The organism is Pedobacter sp. NJ-S-72 (genome assembly GCF_053890575.1).
Genome location: NZ_CM132681.1, coordinates 4,775,580 through 4,792,075, shown reverse-complemented (window position 1 = coordinate 4,792,075; position 16,496 = coordinate 4,775,580). Strand labels below are relative to the sequence as shown.

The following is a 16,496-nucleotide window of genomic DNA, read 5'->3' as shown; positions in this document are numbered from 1 at the left end:
GCTTTTCTATCTTTTTTTTTGAAGCAGGCTGATGATGGTTTACTCCCTGATCTGTTTATATTTGTTACCAATGAACTATAACGTTAAACATCTTCAAATCTATCTAATTTTTTTTCTGTGTATAGCCACTTTTTTTTCCTGCAAACAGGCAGGGAAGCCCGATGTGGATGATATAAAGCTTGATATTAAGATCGAAAGATTTGACAGGGACTTATACGCAGGACAGCATAAAAAGATTGAGGAAACGGACTTGTTTCTACGTAAAAAGTATAATTATTTTTATGATGATTATATCCACAGAATGGTGGGTGATAAAAGTTACAGTGACGATAAAATCTTGTCTACGCGCTCTACAAGGATCAGGCTTATACAGATCTGAACGCCGAAGCCGACAGTGTATTCAAGGACATGAAACCTATAGAACAGGGACTGACCCAGACCTTTAAATATATCAAATATTATTACCCTAAAATCAAAGTTCCCAGGTTCATTTCTTTCGTCTCCGGTTTCTCTGTTCAAACCCCTATTGGTGATGGGTATATGGGTATAGGACTGGATATGTTTTTAGGGAAAGACAGTAAATTTTACAGAGCGATTGTAAAAAGCGTTCCTCAGTATTTATCAAGAAGGTTTACCCCAGATTATATCGTACCCCGGATAACGGAAACGTTTGCCAGGGAAGAACTGTTTCCTCAAAAAGACGAAGATCATTCACTGCTCTCCAAAATGGTTGAGAACGGAAAGATTCTGTATTTTATGGACAAAGTATTACCGGATAACACCCCGGATACCCTGAAAATCGGTTATACAGAGAAACAACTGACCTGGTGTAAGACTTTTGAAGGTGATATCTGGGCATACCTGATTGAAAACAACCTGCTGTTTGAAACAGACAGTCAAAAAATACAGATGTATGTTAGTGAAGCCCCATTTACTCCGGGCTTAGGTGTAAAAAATGAATCCGCTCCTAAACTGGGTGTGTGGATAGGCTGGCAAATGGTCAGAAAATATATGGCCGAAAACCCAAAGGTTACCTTGCAGGAACTGATGAAAGAGCAAGATCCTCAAAAGATATTAAACGGGGCAAAATATAAACCCAAAATGTAAGTTAATTATGAAGAAAGTAGGAATTGTTTTGTCTGGCGGCGGAATCAGGGGAATTGCTCACCTTGGTGTTTTAAAAGCATTAACCAATGCAGGAATAACATTCAGTCATATCAGCGGAACAAGTGCTGGAGCCATAGTAGGTGCCTTTTATGCCGCAGGAATTGACCCCGAATATGCACTGGATATCTTTATGAAAACCAAGCTGCTGCGGTTCGTAAGACCATCTTTAGGTGCATTGGGATTAGTAGTTAGCATTGAACATACAGCACAATTATTACAGGACTTTTTTCCAGATAATAAGATAGAAAACCTGAAAATCCCATTGACTATTACAGCAACCAATTTCAGTGAAGGCAGACTTGTCTATTTTACAGAAGGACCTTTAATCAGAGCTGTTCAGGCTTCTTCGTGTATTCCAGGCATATTCAAACCCATTATGATTGACGGACAGATGTATGTTGATGGCGGAATCCTGAATAACTTTCCTGTTGAACCCTTACTGAATAACTGCGATTTTATTATCGGATCTTCTTGTAATCACCTGAAGCCGGTGGACAGTATCACTCATATTACCACCTTAATGGCCAGAGCAGGGCTGATGTCAGTCAATAAAGACATGGAACAGAAGGCTGCTTTCTGTAATCTTTTAATCGAACCTAAAGGAATGGGTGAAATCAGCACTTTCGACATGAAAAAAGCTGAAACAATTTACTGGCTTGCTTACGAGGAGACACTGAAGACTATTCAGCACACGAAGCTTTTAAAGAATTATTAAGAGAGATAAACTCCCCGGACGATTTATAAGCCGGTTTTTAAAGCAACCAATTGATCGCCTTCCAATACAGGGATGGTCCGGCAAATATTGGTTTGCAAACAGAATTTCACATCTTCTTCAATATTCAATGCAACCATACGGTGACTGTGAGAAGATTTGTGAATATATGCTCTCAGGTCATCCTTAGCCAGCAGATATAAATCCTCTGCCGCTACACTTGCATCATCGTAATGCGTAAAACCATTGCGAAGCTGGTTAACTACGGCACCCGCAAAAATAGTGTCTTCCAGGTTGAACTGGTCTTTCCATCCTGCGCAAAGCAGTAATACATCTTTATCCTGAGTTTTAAGCCATTCGCATAAAGCCTCTAAATTCAGGAAAGCACCAATCACCACCTGACTTGCACGTTTTCTTGCTAAATGCAATGCTTTCGTGCCATTTGTCGTAGTCAGAACAATCGTTTTACCTGCCACACCTTTTCAGTGGTATAAGAAAACGGGGAATTACCGAAGTCAAATCCTTCAACTACTTCCCCGTTTCGCTCTGCTGCCAGCAAATAGCCTTTACCTGCATAACTCATGCATTCTTCTACCTGAGCTACCGGGATGATCGACTGTGCTCCGTTATCAATTCCATAAACCATGGAAGAGGTTGCTCTTAAAATATCTATCACTACGACAATACTATTTTCAATAGTGTATAAATCGATAAGGGCAGGAGTTAAACAGACTTCTATCTTTCTTTGCATATAAAGGCGGGCGGATTATTTATAAAAAGGGAATTTTACTACTTTAGCTTTGATTGAAGTATTACGGATGCTGATATAAATTTCAGTACCTTCTTTAGCATATTCTTTAGTTACATAACCCATTCCGATCGCTTTTTGTAACGATGGAGATTGTGTACCTGAAGTTACTTTTCCAATCACGTTTCCTTCTGCATCAACGATTTCATAGTCATGACGTGGAATACCACGGTCAATCATTTCAAAACCAATCAGACGACGTTTAACACCAGCTTCTTTCTCTGCAAGCAAAGCTTCTGAATTGGTGAATGCTTTAGTAAATTTAGTTACCCATCCTAACCCAGCTTCAATTGGAGAAGTTGTGTCATCGATGTCGTTTCCATATAAACAAAAGCCCATTTCTAAACGTAAAGTATCACGTGCACCTAAACCAATTGGTTTAATGTTAAACGCTGCCCCTGCTTCAAAAACAGCATTCCAAACAGTTTCTGCATGCTCATTATCGCAATACAACTCAAAACCACCTGCACCTGTATAACCAGTTGCAGAAACGATTACGTTGTCTACACCAGCAAACATGCCTTTAGTAAACGTATAGTATTCCATAGAAGCCAGGTCAATATCAGTTAAGCTCTGTAATGCTTCTGCTGCTTTAGGACCCTGAACTGCTAATAAAGAAGTTTTATCAGATATATTGTGCATTTCTACACCCTGTGTATTGAATTTTTTTGAAGTCCAGTTCCAGTCTTTCTCAATGTTTGAAGCATTAACAACAAGCATATAAGTTTTTTCGTCAATTCTGTAGATCAGTAAATCGTCTACAATACCACCATCTTCGTTTGGAAGATAAGCATACTGAACTTTACCATCATATAATTTTGAAGCATCATTACTGCTTACACGTTGAATCAGGTCCAATGCATTTTCACCCTTAAGGATGAATTCACCCATGTGGCTTACGTCAAAAACGCCTACGGCTTTTCTCACTGTAGCATGTTCTGCATTAATGCCTTCGTATTGAACGGGCATATTGTATCCTGCAAATGGAACCATCTTGGCTCCTAATGAAATATGTTTCTCTGTTAATGCGGTATTATTCATGCGATATTGCTCTTAAAATTGAGGGCAAAAGTACATAAAAATTATCCATTTACTAATCGCTCATAGACTTTCAGCATCCTTTGTGAAATAGTGTCGAGATTATGATCTCTTTCTGCGGTTCTACGGGCATTTTCACCAATTTCACGCCACCTGTTCGGATGGGTAATACATTGTAAAATACAGCGGTAAAACTCGTCTGCAGTATCTGCAATAAGGATGTCTTTACCATTCTCACAGTTAAGCCCTTCTGCTGCATAAGTAGTAGCAATGATACATTTTTTCATTGCCATGCCTTCAATAATTTTCACACGCATCCCACTACCGGAAAGCAGAGGAACAATCATAATAGCTTTGGAATTCATAAACTCAACGGCATCAAAAACCTCGCCCTCAACCACCAGGTTATCGGAGTCGTAATCATAAAAATGCTGAGGCATACTTTTACCCGCTACATAAAACCGGAGTTCTGAACTTAGTTTTTCTATATCCGGCCAGATTTCTTCTATAAACCATTCCAGGCCTTCTTTATTAGGCCGCCAGTCCATCGCCCCTAAATGGAACAAAGTAGGGAAACTGGTTTTTGAAAGGTCAATTGTATACTTTTCGAAATCCAGTGCTACAGGGAATACTTGATTCCTATCTCACAGCCAAAGGAGAGAATGCTATGTCTGTCCGGCTGACTGATTGCAAAAATCTGATGAAAACGGTTAATCTGTTCAGTTTCATAAATCTTTAACCTGCGTGCTAAAAACTGGAGATATTTACGCCTGGGTGTGAAACGTTCCGAATTCGCCAAACGTTCCCATACGTCAAAAACAATATTATGCGCCCGGTAAATCAGTTTCGCTTTACTGTTAGTTTTAACGATATCCAGATAGGGTACCACAAATAATCCTTCAAACTGGATAATATCAAATTCGTTTTCACGAAGAATATTCTCTAGTAATTTCGCAGCATCATCATCGTAAAATCTGGAAACATTATACGACTCATTGGAAAAGATATTGAAGAATGCACCCCAGAGATTAACCTCTGTATCCAGATCAAAAGAGTGAAATTTGATCTGATCATATACCGGATCGTAAATATCATCTACATCTACCCGGTGCTTATTGGTGTTAATACTGAACAAAGTAATTTCTACCCCCAGATTCAGTAATCCTTTCATCGTGTTGTAAACTACGATCGGATAACCGCTATTGGGAGGAAAAGGGACACGGTTGCTGAGTATAAGCGTTTTCAATAAGGTGAAAATACGAATTATCCCGCATTATCTGTAACGAGAATTCTTTCAGGATCACTTATTGCAAAAGTTTTACGGTGATAAGGAGTAAGCCCATGCAACAGTGCTGCCGAACGATGAACTTTAGTCGGATAGCCTTTATTTTTCTTCCACTGATAAACCGGAAATTGCTCAGCGAGATTATCCATGTACTGGTCACGGTGCGTTTTGGCCAGTATAGAGGCAGCAGCAATATTCAGGTATTTACCATCACCTTTGATAATACAACTATGCGGAATATCAGGATAGGTTTTAAAACGGTTTCCATCAATGCTTAAATATCCAGGCTGCACAACCAATTGTTCAACGGCTCTGTGCATGGCCAGAAATGAAGCATTCAGGATATTGATTTCGTCTATTTCATGGTTATCAACTGAGCCTACTGCCCAGGCTATTGCTTCTTTTTCGATAATATATCGTAAAGCTACACGCTGTTTATGTGTCAGTTTTTTTGAGTCGTTCAGTTCTCCGGCAACAAAATCCAAAGGTAAAATTACTGCGGCTGCATAAACAGGCCCGGCTAAACAACCTCTGCCAGCTTCATCACAACCCGCTTCTAAAAATTCTTGTTGAAAACAGTTTAATAACATATGAGGTAAAGTTAAGGGATTTTTTAAACTAGTGTGCCTGGAGATTTCACTTTAAAAGCATCACTCAGGCCGATTGCCATCAGATTGAATGCATAAACGGTCAGCATAATAGCCATCCCCGGAAAAATGGCGAGGTAAGCGGCATCCATTACAATATATCCGTAGTTTTCCTTAATCATACTTCCCCAGCCTGGCATAGGTGGTTGTGCACCAAAACCAAGAAAACTCAGTCCTGTTTCGAGCAGGATAGCCGAAGCAAAATTGGCGGAAGCAATAACCAGTACCGGGCCCGCTATATTAGGCAGGATATGTTTGGTAAGAATCCGGAAAGTTGGAAACCCTAATGCTCTGGCTGCTTCAACAAATTCGGCTTCTTTGAGCGCCATAACCTGTCCGCGGACTAATCTTGATACATCTACCCACGTGGATAAACCTACAGCAATAAAGATCTGCCAGAAACCTTTGCCTAAAGCAAAAGAAATGGCAATAACCAATAATAGTGAAGGCAGAGACCAGATCACATTCATCAACCAGCTGATTACTGAATCTGTCATTCCACCAAAATATCCCGCCATAGCTCCGAGACTTAATCCTATACTCATTGAAATAAGTACAGCAAGCAAGCCTACAGAGAGTGATACACGGATACCCAAAATTAAACGGCTTAATAAATCTCTTCCATAGCCGTCAGTACCAAGCCAGAAGGTTTGCTGATAAATGTGTGCTGCAAGGTACTTCTGATGATCAGCAGGAAGCGGAATACTGCTTTCTGCGGCCTCTTCATCATCACCGATATATTCTTTGATGAAGAGTTTATTTCCTGCAATTCTATAGCCTGTAACAGGAATGCTTTTGAATTCAGCTTCCTCTCCGAATAACATCTTTTCCAGGAAACTGACCTTCTTAAAATCAGGGTTGTAGCTGATCACTAAAAACTGAAATGATCTGCCTGGCTTTTTATTGCTTAACTGCAAATGCATAGTATTGGCCATTGGCGTCTGATCTGGTGTGATCAGATAACCCAGCAGCCCCATTAATAAGAGCAGCAAAATAAATATTAGTCCCCCAACGGCAGGTTTATTTCTTCTAAACCTGGCCCAGATTCTTTTTGAGGGGCTAACACTTTTTTCCATTACTTGACCATTCTGCCTTTCCAGTTGTATTTACCTGAGTTACCTGCGATCCCGATATAAATGATATAAAGTACATGGAGTACGTTAAGCAAAGGCAATAAAACCATCAGGCTTCTTCTTTTAGCGAATTTAGTGACATCCATCAGGAATATAAATTCTACTATTATTTTTAAAAGCAACTGGATCAGGAAAATTTTAAGGAAGCCGATAAAGAACAAACCTACTAACAGGTTCAACAGTATGCTCACATTGAAAAACCAGATAAATACACCCAGTACAATGATAGATTTGTTTTTATAACGTGTGCTTTTTGAAGCCCAGCGTTTACGCTGCTGTATAAATTCTCCCAGATTTGGTTTAGCATGTGTATAAACCATCGCATCAGAATTTTTCAGGAAACCAATGTGGTTATCATAACGGGCAGCAATTTTATGTAATAACAGTTCATCATCTCCAGAAGCCAGGTCATCTATTCCCTGGAAACCGCCAACTTCATAAAAAGCAGCTTTTTCGTAAGCTAAATTTGCGCCGTTACAGGTAGAAGGTTTTTTGTTTCCTATTGTTGAAGCACCTAAACCAATCAGGTAAAGGAATTCCAGTGACTGTGCTCTTTCAAAAAAACTTTCTCTTCATCATAGGCCACAGGCGATGAAATCATCTTATAACGCTTCTCTTCATAAAACGCAATAATAGTTTTAAGCCATGCTGTTCCCATCCGGCAATCAGCATCGGTCGTAATAATTAAATCACCGGTAGCTTGCCCTATTGCTGTCTGAATAGCTTTTTTCTTATAGGAATTTAAAGCCTGGTTTTCTTTCAGAGAGATCAGTTTTACACCAGATGAAGCATATGATCTGACAATTTCCGCAGTATTATCTGTAGAGTGATCATCAATAAATATGATTTCAGTCAGTGCTTTATTATAATCCTGAGCAAGTAACGCTTCTAGCGTACGGTGAATATTATCAGCTTCATTACGGGCAGCTACAATAATAGAGACAGCAGTAGAACCTGTAGTTTGCTTATACTTGAATGGGATCAGTTTATGCCAGCCCCGGATAAACCCGGCAACGACAAGAAGATATATAACGGTTAAAAATGCGGATAGGTAACTAACTAACGACGATTAAGACTTCCAAAAAAATTTAATTTAAAAACAAAATATGAACCTAATATAGCAGGAATAATAATATTTATCAGCCAGATGCTTGCAGTACATGCAATGACAGCGACGTCCTGTTTGGTTACAAAGCTAAAAAAATAAGACGCAGTTGCACTTCTTATCCCAATATCAAATAAATCAAGAGATGGTAAGGTAGATTGTACAAAAAACAAGATACAAACCATCATCAGGATGTCCAGATAATGAATATCTGCAATTAACCAGTAGAACATAATAAAGTACTGCGTACTGAATACAACATAACGGGCAAGACAAAACATCAGTATTTGAAAAAGCTCTTTTTTATGATAGCGTCCCAGAATACTGTAAAACTTCTTGTATTTCCTCGTAAAACGCATGGAAAGCAATAACCCGTTTAACCAGCGGATATTAAAAAAGAAGGTTAAGAAAAACAGGCAGAACATTACCGCTAAAGCAATGATCGCATAATTAAGCCGGTAATCCCAGATGAAGAAAACGGAGTAAAAAGATACACAATGCAATTGCACCAAAAATATTGGTTAGTACCATTTGACCAATATTACCTACTGCCATGGCTACTACACCAATAATCCTCCGTTTAGGGGACAGAAAAAATACCCTTCCACCATATTCACCTAATCTGTTTGGCGTAAAGATCGCTAGTGTCAAACCGCAAAAGACAGATTCAATCGATTGCCATACGCTTAGTTTTTCAATCTGCCGGAGTAACCTTTTCCACTTGAGCGCCTCAAGTCCCCAGTTGACCAGCATCAGCACAAGTACTAACGAAATTACCGCAATAATTTCTGTGCGCGGGATGGTCGAAATAATGCCCCTGAACTTGTCAAGATTCTCGTTCGAAGTGAGTTTATGATAGATGAACCAGAATGCAAAAGAAACTATTGTCACTTTTATTGCAATGGAAAATATACGTTTATAGTCAGATCTCAAGTTATCGTTTCTTTTATATTGTGCAAATATGCTTAATATTGTTCTATGTTGGCTGAAAAAAAGGAGAGGGTAATCATGGGCATCGACCCTGGAACCGCGGTAATGGGTTACGGTGTAATCTTAGAGAAGGGGAGCAAGATAGAACTCATTGCGATGGGTATCGTAAAGATGAATCACCTGGATGATCATTTTTTAAAACTGCAACGCATTTTTGCCAAAACAGTCAGTTTGGTAGAACAGTATAAGCCTGATGTCATGGCATTGGAGGCTCCGTTTTATGGAAAGAATATTCAAGTCATGCTTAAATTAGGCAGGGCGCAGGGAATCTGCATGGCTGCCGCGTTGTCAAGAGATGTTCCGATTACAGAATATGCACCAAGAAAAATCAAACAGTCGATTACAGGCAATGGAAGTGCCGGAAAAGAGCAGGTTGCAGCAATGCTGCAGAGACTTCTGAATTTTAAAGAAACTCCTGAGTTCTTAGATGCAACGGACGGATTAGCAGTTGCAGTTTGTCATTCTTTCCAGAGAGAGTATCCACAAGTGGTAGCGGCAAATCTTATTCAGGATGGGATGCTTTTGCGAAAGACAATCAGAAAAGAGTGAAATAATGGTACATTTGAGTTTTAATCAATTACAATTTTGGATAATAATCTATCAAAACTAACCCTACTTAATCCCAGCAAATTACGCACATTATTATCACTGGGATTTAAAGGATATTTAGCACAAAAAGGCTGGTTTAAAGCCCTTGAAACAAAATCATCTGTAGACGAGCATGGAGAAGCAATCCCATGGGTAACCTATTCCTTCATTGATTTCATAAAAGACAGGATCAACAATCAGCATGACATTTTTGAATTTGGCTGTGGAAACTCAACTTTGTTTTATGCAAAAAACTCCAGATCGGTAACTTCTGTAGAGCATGACAAAGCCTGGTTTGAAAGAAATGCAAGCATCAAAATACCTAATGTAAAAATGATCTATTGCGAACTGGTTCGCGGTGGTGAATATTCTAAAAGTGCCGTTACAACTAACAAAAAGTTTAACATTATTATTGTGGATGGCAGGGATCGTGTGAATTGCTGCAAGGAATCATTACAGTCACTCACTGAGGATGGGGTAATTGTACTGGACAATTCAGAGCGTCCGGACTATGCTGAAGTTTTCCCTTTTCTGAAAGAAAAAGGATTTAAGCATTTACCCTTTACAGGAATGAGTCCGGGAGTAATTACCTCAAATTGCACCTCTGTATTTTACAAAAGCAATAACTGTTTAGGAATTTAACAGCATAAAAAAGCCTTCTGCAACATCAGTTACAGAAGGCTTTTCCATTTATATTTTCTGGGATTATGAACCGAGTATTTTGAATACTGCTTTGCAGCAAATAAATGCACCAAGGAATAATACGATCCATGATACCAGAGATAAAGTATTCGAGTCAAATGCGAAACGCAAATAAACTCCTAACATGCTCACAACGATACCCGCAACCAATAATTTATATATTGATGTTTGATTTGCATTTTGCATGCATGCTTTTAGTATTGTGTTTTGGCGTTTGCTCCATTTTTTTTATTTTTTAATTCTGCTGCAAAATTAATATTATTCCAACAAAAAAGGCATGTTCAACTAAGAATTTATTGAATAATGTTCCTAATAGCTTTTTAAGCCTTCAATTCGTTGTTTTGACCGCTCTGTTTCGCTCAGATGCCCCCCTTTATAAAGTAGTTTCTCCCAGTCACCATACATTGGATTAGGCAAGACAATGAAGTGATTCCCAAATTCTTGCTGCGCTTTATCTACCTCTTCTTTTGTATTCTTTCCTTCTCTGTAAAAGACATTCGAAAAGTCGCTTAAGTTATCTCCGCAAAGCAATAGTATATTATATTTTCCCAATACTTCTTGTCTGCGTACTTCCTTATCAGAAGTACCTTGTTTAACCATCAAATGCGCATCGTCAGCATAAGGAAATCCTAAACGCTGTAGGTTACTCATGGTCGATTTATAGTCCGCCTGATCGCGGTTAGTAATGTAAAAAACGTCTCTACCTTTTGAGTCTGTGCATATTTTAAAAAACCCAATGCACCGGGTACAGTATCAGCTGCTGCCTTACCAGTCCACTCCGACCAGTCTTTAGGCGCATAGCTTAATCCCTTTTGAATTTCATGTCCCTGAAAAGGAGAATTATCTAAAACCGTTTCATCTATATCAACAACAACACAGTTAAGCTTTGTCGTATCTGCACCTTTTAAACGTTCCTGTAAAGAGAGTTTAGCAAAGTTATAGGCTTGAAAAGACAGGGCTCTGTACTCGCCTGAATGTTGTTGCCATGCTACAGCAATAGTATAGTCTTTTGCTGCCTCAGCAGTCGGATTGGTCTGTGCAAATGAACCTAATGGAAGCATAAAAACCAATGCTAGCGGGAAAAATAATTTTGTCATCATCATCATGTTTGCGCAAAAATAATTATTCAAACACCTTAAAAAGTTGTTTATATGTAAAAAGGCCGTTATCTAACGACAACAGCCTTTCAATTATTTGATAACGGGTCGTATTATCCGTTCAGTGCTGCTGCACCACTTACAATCTCTGTAAGCTCTGTAGTAATTGCAGCCTGACGTGCCTGGTTGTATGAAAGTTTTAATGCTTTCAACAGGTCTCCCGCGTTTTCTGTTGCTTTATCCATTGAAGTCATCCTTGCTCCGTGTTCTGAAGCATGAGAGTCCAATACCGCTTTGAATAACTGAATTTTGATCGACTTAGGGATTAATTCTTTAACGATTTCCTCTTGTGAAGGCTCAAGAATATAATCTACCTGGTGCTGATTAACTTCTTCTGCTTTTTCGTTTTGTGGTAAAGGCAACAACTGTTCAGTAGTTAAAATCTGTACAGCAGCATTTTTGAAACGGTTATAAACTAATTCTACTTTATCATAATCACCGTTTTTAAATCCGGCCATAATTGAATCAGTAATTTTAGTTACGTTTTCAAATGTTAATGCAGTATAAACTTCGTTGTTGTTACCAATAACGTTGTAACTCTCTTCTCGTAAAAATCCTGAGATTTTTTACCGATAGCGACAATACTTACATTACCATTTTTGAACTGCTCACTGTATTTCTCTGCGATCAGGTTATTAGTTGCCTTGATTACATTCATATTGAATGCACCAGCTAAACCACGGTTTGAAGACACAACTACGATTAATACCTTGTTAGGCTCGCGTTCTTCAATATATGGGGATGAAGATCCTTCCAGGTTGGCAGAAAGATTCCCTAAGATCTCTTTTAGCTTCGTAGCATACGGACGTAACTGTATAATAGCATTAGTTGCACGCTTCAGCTTAGCTGCCGAAACCATTTTCATGGCTTTGGTGATCTGCTGCGTAGACTGCACTGATGATATACGAATTCTTACTTCTTTTAAATTAGCCATTCTTTTTTAATCTTCTTTAAGCCTGTTTAAAAATTAAACAGGCTCTTTTATTTTATTTAGTATTTACCTGCTAATTCTTTAGCCACAGTTTCCAATACAGATGTAATTGCATCATCATCCAGTTTACCAGCTTTCAAAGCAGCTAATGTTTCTGGGTGACGTAATTCCAATTGTTGTAAATATTCAGCTTCAAATGCTCTGATTTTATTTACAGGAACTGAACGCATCAGGTTTTTAGTACCAATATAAATGATCGCAACTTGTTTCTCCACAGTCATCGGAGAGAACTGACCCTGCTTTAATATCTCAACGTTTCTTGAACCTTTATCCAATACAGACTTAGTAGCAGCATCTAAATCAGATCCGAATTTAGAGAATGCCTCTAATTCACGGTATTGAGCCTGGTCTAATTTCAAAGTACCAGCTACCTTTTTCATTGATTTAATTTGTGCGTTACCACCAACACGTGATACCGAGATACCTACGTTGATCGCCGGACGAACACCTGCGTTAAACAAGTTAGATTCTAAGAAGATCTGTCCGTCAGTAATCGAAATTACGTTAGTTGGGATATAAGCAGAAACGTCACCAGCCTGAGTTTCGATATAATAGGCAATGCAGTTAATGAACCACCACCTTTAACGATACCTTTCAAAGATTCAGGTAAATCGTTCATCGCTTGTGCGATATCATCGTTAGAGTTGATTTTAGCAGCACGTTCTAATAAACGACTGTGCAGGTAAAATACGTCTCCAGGATAAGCTTCACGGCCCGGTGGACGACGAAGTAATAAAGATACCTCACGGTAAGCTACTGCTTGTTTAGATAAATCATCATAAACGATCAGTGCCGGACGACCAGTATCACGGAAGTACTCACCAATTGCTGCACCTGAGAATGGAGCATAAAACTGCAATGGAGCAGGATCTGCAGCCGAAGCTGAAACTACTACTGTATAAGCCATTGCACCGTTCTCTTCAAGAGTACGAACAACGTTTGCTACAGTACTTGCTTTCTGACCACAAGCAACATATATACATAAAACAGGATTACCTGCTTCATAAAATTCTTTTTGATTGATGATAGTATCAATACAAACAGCACTTTTACCTGTTTGACGATCACCAATAACCAGCTCACGCTGACCACGACCGATAGGAATCATTGCATCAATAGCTTTGATACCTGTTTGAAGAGGCTCATTAACTGGCTGACGGTAGATTACACCTGGAGCTTTACGTTCGATTGGCATTTCGTAAGTCTGACCAATGATCGGTCCCTTACCGTCGATAGGTTCACCTAATGTATTTACTACACGGCCTAACATACCTTCACCAACTTTAATAGAGGCAATTTTTTTAGTACGTTTAATTGTATCGCCTTCTTTGATCGTGCTTGACGGGCCTAATAAAACCACACCAACATTATCTTCTTCAAGGTTCAAAACAATACCTTGCAAGCCTGTTTCAAATTCAACTAGCTCACCTGATTGAACTTTAGTCAAACCATAAACACGGGCAATACCATCACCCACTTGTAATACGGTACCAACTTCTTCAAGTTCGGCTTCTGATTTAAAGCCCGACAATTGTTGCCTGATAATTGCCGATACTTCGTCTGGTCTTACCTCTACCATAATTTTATATTATTTCTTTTGTAATTCTGTATATTGTTATCGGATCTAAACCACGCCCTGGGCTAATTCCTTTTTTAGTTTATTTAGACTACCAGCGATACTGGCATCAAATTGTTTGTCGCCAACCTTTAAGATAAACCCACCGATTAATTTATCGCTGATTTTTTCCTGAATGATTACCTGGTTTGCTCCAATTTCTCTTTTAACCACACTGATAATCTCTGCTTTATTTGCATCAGTTAGTGCTATAGCTGATAATACTTCAGCAGTTACAATACCTTTGATAGTATTATATTGTCTGACGAATGCTTTAGTAGTATCAAATAAAATAGCAGCACGACCTTTACTGACAAGCAGTTTCAAATAAGAACGGGTAATCGCGTGAACGCTTTTACCAAAGATTCCATCCAAAATCGAATATTTTTTATCCAGAGGAATAACAGGGTTCTGAAGAATCGCCTCAAGCTCACTCACTGTTTTTGATCAATAACCTGCTCAATAAGCACCATGTCACTTCTCATTTCTTCCAAAGCATTTTGCTCTGTAGAAAGGTCAATTAATGATTTGGCGTATCTTGATGCTGCTTTATTTTCTGACATGTTAATTTAATTTGTTGGCAGGGAATTAGTTCAATTCAATATCTTTCAATAAATCAGCAACGAAATCCTGTTGCTTAGCTTTATCAGCTAACTGATTGCGTAATACGCGCTCAGCGATATCAATTGATAATGATGAAACCTGATCTTTCAATTCAGCTAAAGCAGCTTTCTTTTGATTCTCAATTTCAATTCTTGCTTTTTCGATTAATTTAGCTCCTTCAGTCTGTGCCTGATGTTTAGCTTCATTAACGATTGAATCTTTTAACGTTTTTGCTTCTTTCAGCATTAGGTCTCTTTCTGCACGGGCTTCTTTCATAGACTCCTCGTTTTGTGCAGCTAAGCGTACCATTTCCTGTTTCGCCAATTCAGCTTTATTTAGCTTCTTCATCGATATTATGCTCACGTTCTTTAATAGCCGCTAATACAGGTTTCCATGCAAACTTGGCCAAAACAAACATCAACAATAGAAATGCTATTGTCTGAAAAACAACTAAACCAATTTCCGGTACTAATAATTCCATCTAAGTATATATATTAAATCTTTATTTCTTAAATCATAGTATGTGCTTTGCAGCAATCCTGCAAAGCACATGACCATTTTTTTTAGTTGGCAATTAATGCAACAACTACTGCGAAAAGAGCAACTGCTTCAACGAATGCAGCAGCGATTAACATCGCAGTTTGAATTTTAGAGGCTGCTTCAGGTTGACGAGCAATACCTTCCATAGCTGAACTACCGATTTTTCCGATACCTACACCTGCACCAATAGCAGCTAATCCAGCACCAATTGCAGCAATACTTCCTGTAATCATGATTATATATATTAATTGTTGTTAAAAAATTCTAATTAATGGTGTTCTTCTATCGCCATTCCAATGACAACGCAGATAACAGATAACATGGTAAAAATAAACGCTTGTATAAAAGCAACAAGCAATTCGATTGCTCCGATGAACAAGGCAAATGGAACCGATACTATGGAAACATATACAGAGTTAAATACGAAGATCAAACCGATTAATGATAACATTAAAATGTGACCTGCAGTAATATTTGCAAATAAACGTATCGCAAGGGCGATAGGTTTTGTAAATACACCAATAATCTCAACTGGTACCAATACGATATATAACCACCATGGTACATCTGGAGTAAAGATGTGTTTCCAGTAATATTTATTACCATTGGTCACCACAATGATTAATGTTATCACTGATAATACCGCAGTTACAGCAATATTTCCTGTTAAGTTGGCTCCTCCCGGAAGGAATGGAACCAGGCCCAGCATATTGTTGAACCAGATAAAGAAAAATACTGTTAACAGGTATGGCATAAAACGCTCATACTTGTGACCAAGATTTGGTCTTGCGATGTCATCACGTACAAATAAAATAAGAGGCTCAATCCATGACTGTAATCCTTTTGGAGATTTACCTTTTCTTTTCTTGTATCCGTTAGCAACATTTAAGAATACAGCCAGCATCACAACTACAGAAAGCAATAAAGTACATACGTTCTTGGTTACTGAAAAATCCAGAGGGCGTGCATTATGTGCATGATGATTTGCATCAAGCTCTACATATTCTCCTTCGGCATTTGCAGCCTCAGAAGCATAGTATATCTTTTCATGCAACTTAACAAAACGCTGACCGGCACGCTCAACTACTAATTTCGCCTCATCATCTCCATGAAACTCATCAGAATTAAACATAACCAATCCACCTTGTGTATACAAAATGACTGGCAGGCCAATAAAAGTGTCACCGATTACATGCCAGCTATGCGAATCCGCAATGTGGTGTAAGGCGAACTTACCTAAATTGAACTTTTTCTCAGCCTCTGGTTCGGCGTGAGCGGTTACGGTTGCTTTCGATGTGTCTTCCTGTGCATATAACAGGGGTGTTACAAAGAATAACGCTAAAAAAAGCGTAAAAACAAGGGTTAACCTATTAACTTTAAAATCAAAAACGTGGCTACAATCCATTTACTGGCAG

Annotated in this window: 18 protein-coding genes and 6 pseudogenes; 4 read left to right on the top strand and 20 right to left on the bottom strand. The window is 38.7% G+C overall.

Going from position 1 to position 16,496, the window contains the following annotated elements; genetic code table 11:
* The first annotated feature begins 70 nt into the window (after positions 1 to 70).
* Positions 71 to 1,107 (top strand): annotated as a pseudogene (gldB, locus tag ACWYN3_RS31620) (gliding motility lipoprotein GldB).
* Between the two features lie 7 nt (positions 1,108 to 1,114).
* Positions 1,115 to 1,882 carry a patatin-like phospholipase family protein gene (locus tag ACWYN3_RS31615; RefSeq protein ID WP_456217828.1) on the top strand — a complete coding sequence of 256 codons (768 nt, stop codon included), beginning with the start codon at positions 1,115 to 1,117 and terminating at the stop codon, positions 1,880 to 1,882.
* Between the two features lie 23 nt (positions 1,883 to 1,905).
* On the opposite strand, the pseudogene ACWYN3_RS31610 reads toward ACWYN3_RS31615, so the two are convergent.
* The 9 genes and pseudogenes from ACWYN3_RS31610 to ACWYN3_RS31570 all read right to left on the bottom strand — a co-directional run bounded on the left by ACWYN3_RS31610 (position 1,906) and on the right by ACWYN3_RS31570 (position 8,828).
* Positions 1,906 to 2,630: pseudogene (locus tag ACWYN3_RS31610) on the bottom strand (2-phosphosulfolactate phosphatase).
* Positions 2,631 to 2,645: 15 nt separating this feature from the next.
* Positions 2,646 to 3,728 (bottom strand): glycine cleavage system aminomethyltransferase GcvT, encoded by a 1,083-nt coding sequence (gcvT, locus tag ACWYN3_RS31605; protein WP_456217827.1) that lies wholly within the window; start codon positions 3,726 to 3,728, stop codon positions 2,646 to 2,648.
* A gap of 41 nt (positions 3,729 to 3,769) precedes the next feature.
* Positions 3,770 to 4,291 (bottom strand): glycosyltransferase, encoded by a 522-nt coding sequence (locus ACWYN3_RS31600; protein ID WP_456217826.1) that lies wholly within the window; start codon positions 4,289 to 4,291, stop codon positions 3,770 to 3,772.
* 53 nt (positions 4,292 to 4,344) lie between these two features.
* Complete coding sequence (locus tag ACWYN3_RS31595) at positions 4,345 to 4,971, bottom strand: hypothetical protein (protein ID WP_456217825.1); 627 nt, start codon at positions 4,969 to 4,971, stop codon at positions 4,345 to 4,347.
* A 17-nt stretch (positions 4,972 to 4,988) separates the two neighbouring features.
* The gene (locus ACWYN3_RS31590) at positions 4,989 to 5,600 is read right to left on the bottom strand and encodes a ribonuclease HII (RefSeq protein WP_456217824.1); all 612 of its coding nucleotides are present in this window, start codon (positions 5,598 to 5,600) and stop codon (positions 4,989 to 4,991) included.
* Between the two features lie 23 nt (positions 5,601 to 5,623).
* Positions 5,624 to 6,733 carry an ABC transporter permease gene (locus ACWYN3_RS31585; RefSeq protein ID WP_456217823.1) on the bottom strand — a complete coding sequence of 370 codons (1,110 nt, stop codon included), beginning with the start codon at positions 6,731 to 6,733 and terminating at the stop codon, positions 5,624 to 5,626.
* Positions 6,733 to 7,314: a glycosyltransferase family 2 protein gene (locus ACWYN3_RS31580; protein WP_456223222.1), complete on the bottom strand. Its 582-nt coding sequence runs from the start codon at positions 7,312 to 7,314 to the stop codon at positions 6,733 to 6,735. Before ACWYN3_RS31580 ends, ACWYN3_RS31585 begins: the two co-directional genes overlap by 1 nt.
* Positions 7,314 to 7,694, bottom strand: a complete 381-nt coding sequence (locus ACWYN3_RS31575; protein WP_456223221.1) for a glycosyltransferase — start codon at positions 7,692 to 7,694, stop codon at positions 7,314 to 7,316. The genes ACWYN3_RS31580 and ACWYN3_RS31575 overlap by 1 nt, the downstream gene beginning before the upstream one ends.
* 155 nt (positions 7,695 to 7,849) lie before the next feature.
* Positions 7,850 to 8,828 (bottom strand): annotated as a pseudogene (locus ACWYN3_RS31570) (hypothetical protein).
* A gap of 45 nt (positions 8,829 to 8,873) precedes the next feature.
* On the opposite strand from ACWYN3_RS31570, the pseudogene ruvC reads away from it, so the two are divergent.
* Positions 8,874 to 9,439 (top strand): annotated as a pseudogene (gene ruvC / locus ACWYN3_RS31565) (crossover junction endodeoxyribonuclease RuvC).
* Between the two features lie 31 nt (positions 9,440 to 9,470).
* Positions 9,471 to 10,115, top strand: coding sequence for an FkbM family methyltransferase (locus ACWYN3_RS31560; protein ID WP_456217822.1), 645 nt, complete (start codon positions 9,471 to 9,473; stop codon positions 10,113 to 10,115).
* Between the two features lie 63 nt (positions 10,116 to 10,178).
* Here the strand turns inward: ACWYN3_RS31560 and ACWYN3_RS31555 are convergent, their stop codons facing one another.
* The 11 genes and pseudogenes from ACWYN3_RS31555 to atpB all read right to left on the bottom strand — a co-directional run bounded on the left by ACWYN3_RS31555 (position 10,179) and on the right by atpB (position 16,486).
* Positions 10,179 to 10,361, bottom strand: a complete 183-nt coding sequence (locus tag ACWYN3_RS31555) for a hypothetical protein (protein WP_456217821.1) — start codon at positions 10,359 to 10,361, stop codon at positions 10,179 to 10,181.
* Positions 10,362 to 10,484: 123 nt separating this feature from the next.
* Positions 10,485 to 10,862: an HAD family acid phosphatase gene (locus ACWYN3_RS31550; RefSeq protein ID WP_456223220.1), complete on the bottom strand. Its 378-nt coding sequence runs from the start codon at positions 10,860 to 10,862 to the stop codon at positions 10,485 to 10,487.
* Positions 10,823 to 11,281: an HAD family acid phosphatase gene (locus ACWYN3_RS31545; protein WP_456217820.1), complete on the bottom strand. Its 459-nt coding sequence runs from the start codon at positions 11,279 to 11,281 to the stop codon at positions 10,823 to 10,825. Before ACWYN3_RS31545 ends, ACWYN3_RS31550 begins: the two co-directional genes overlap by 40 nt.
* Before the next feature lie 104 nt (positions 11,282 to 11,385).
* Positions 11,386 to 12,266: pseudogene (gene atpG, locus ACWYN3_RS31540) on the bottom strand (ATP synthase F1 subunit gamma).
* A 56-nt stretch (positions 12,267 to 12,322) separates the two neighbouring features.
* A pseudogene (atpA, locus tag ACWYN3_RS31535) lies at positions 12,323 to 13,902 on the bottom strand (F0F1 ATP synthase subunit alpha).
* A 45-nt stretch (positions 13,903 to 13,947) separates the two neighbouring features.
* Positions 13,948 to 14,376: an ATP synthase F1 subunit delta gene (gene atpH, locus ACWYN3_RS31530; RefSeq protein ID WP_456217819.1), complete on the bottom strand. Its 429-nt coding sequence runs from the start codon at positions 14,374 to 14,376 to the stop codon at positions 13,948 to 13,950.
* Positions 14,373 to 14,501 carry a F0F1 ATP synthase subunit delta gene (locus ACWYN3_RS31525; RefSeq protein WP_456217818.1) on the bottom strand — a complete coding sequence of 43 codons (129 nt, stop codon included), beginning with the start codon at positions 14,499 to 14,501 and terminating at the stop codon, positions 14,373 to 14,375. Before ACWYN3_RS31525 ends, atpH begins: the two co-directional genes overlap by 4 nt.
* A 25-nt stretch (positions 14,502 to 14,526) precedes the next feature.
* Entirely contained in the window at positions 14,527 to 14,889 is a 363-nt protein-coding gene (locus ACWYN3_RS31520; protein ID WP_456217817.1) for a F0F1 ATP synthase subunit B family protein, read from the bottom strand.
* A complete protein-coding gene (locus ACWYN3_RS31515) occupies positions 14,873 to 15,022 on the bottom strand; it encodes a F0F1 ATP synthase subunit B family protein (RefSeq protein WP_456217816.1) in 150 nt (49 codons plus the stop codon). The genes ACWYN3_RS31520 and ACWYN3_RS31515 overlap by 17 nt, the downstream gene beginning before the upstream one ends.
* An 82-nt stretch (positions 15,023 to 15,104) precedes the next feature.
* Positions 15,105 to 15,311 carry an ATP synthase F0 subunit C gene (gene atpE, locus ACWYN3_RS31510; RefSeq protein WP_041879754.1) on the bottom strand — a complete coding sequence of 69 codons (207 nt, stop codon included), beginning with the start codon at positions 15,309 to 15,311 and terminating at the stop codon, positions 15,105 to 15,107.
* A 38-nt stretch (positions 15,312 to 15,349) separates the two neighbouring features.
* Entirely contained in the window at positions 15,350 to 16,486 is a 1,137-nt protein-coding gene (gene atpB, locus ACWYN3_RS31505; RefSeq protein WP_456217815.1) for a F0F1 ATP synthase subunit A, read from the bottom strand.
* Positions 16,487 to 16,496: the final 10 nt, after the last annotated feature.

Excerpts from the sequence above, each read along its gene's own strand:
- ACWYN3_RS31615 (WP_456217828.1), top strand. The coding sequence starts at position 1,115 with ATGAAGAAAGTAGGAATTGTTTTGTCTGGCGGCGGAATCAGGGGAATT.
- gcvT (WP_456217827.1), bottom strand. The coding sequence starts at position 3,728 with ATGAATAATACCGCATTAACAGAGAAACATATTTCATTAGGAGCCAAG.
- ACWYN3_RS31590 (WP_456217824.1), bottom strand. The coding sequence starts at position 5,600 with ATGTTATTAAACTGTTTTCAACAAGAATTTTTAGAAGCGGGTTGTGAT.
- ACWYN3_RS31585 (WP_456217823.1), bottom strand. The coding sequence starts at position 6,733 with ATGGAAAAAAGTGTTAGCCCCTCAAAAAGAATCTGGGCCAGGTTTAGA.
- ACWYN3_RS31555 (WP_456217821.1), bottom strand. The coding sequence starts at position 10,361 with ATGCAAAATGCAAATCAAACATCAATATATAAATTATTGGTTGCGGGT.
- ACWYN3_RS31545 (WP_456217820.1), bottom strand. The coding sequence starts at position 11,281 with ATGATGATGATGACAAAATTATTTTTCCCGCTAGCATTGGTTTTTATG.
- ACWYN3_RS31525 (WP_456217818.1), bottom strand. The coding sequence starts at position 14,501 with ATGTCAGAAAATAAAGCAGCATCAAGATACGCCAAATCATTAATTGAC.
- ACWYN3_RS31520 (WP_456217817.1), bottom strand. The coding sequence starts at position 14,889 with ATGAAGAAGCTAAATAAAGCTGAATTGGCGAAACAGGAAATGGTACGC.
- ACWYN3_RS31515 (WP_456217816.1), bottom strand. The coding sequence starts at position 15,022 with ATGGAATTATTAGTACCGGAAATTGGTTTAGTTGTTTTTCAGACAATA.
- atpB (WP_456217815.1), bottom strand. The coding sequence starts at position 16,486 with ATGGATTGTAGCCACGTTTTTGATTTTAAAGTTAATAGGTTAACCCTT.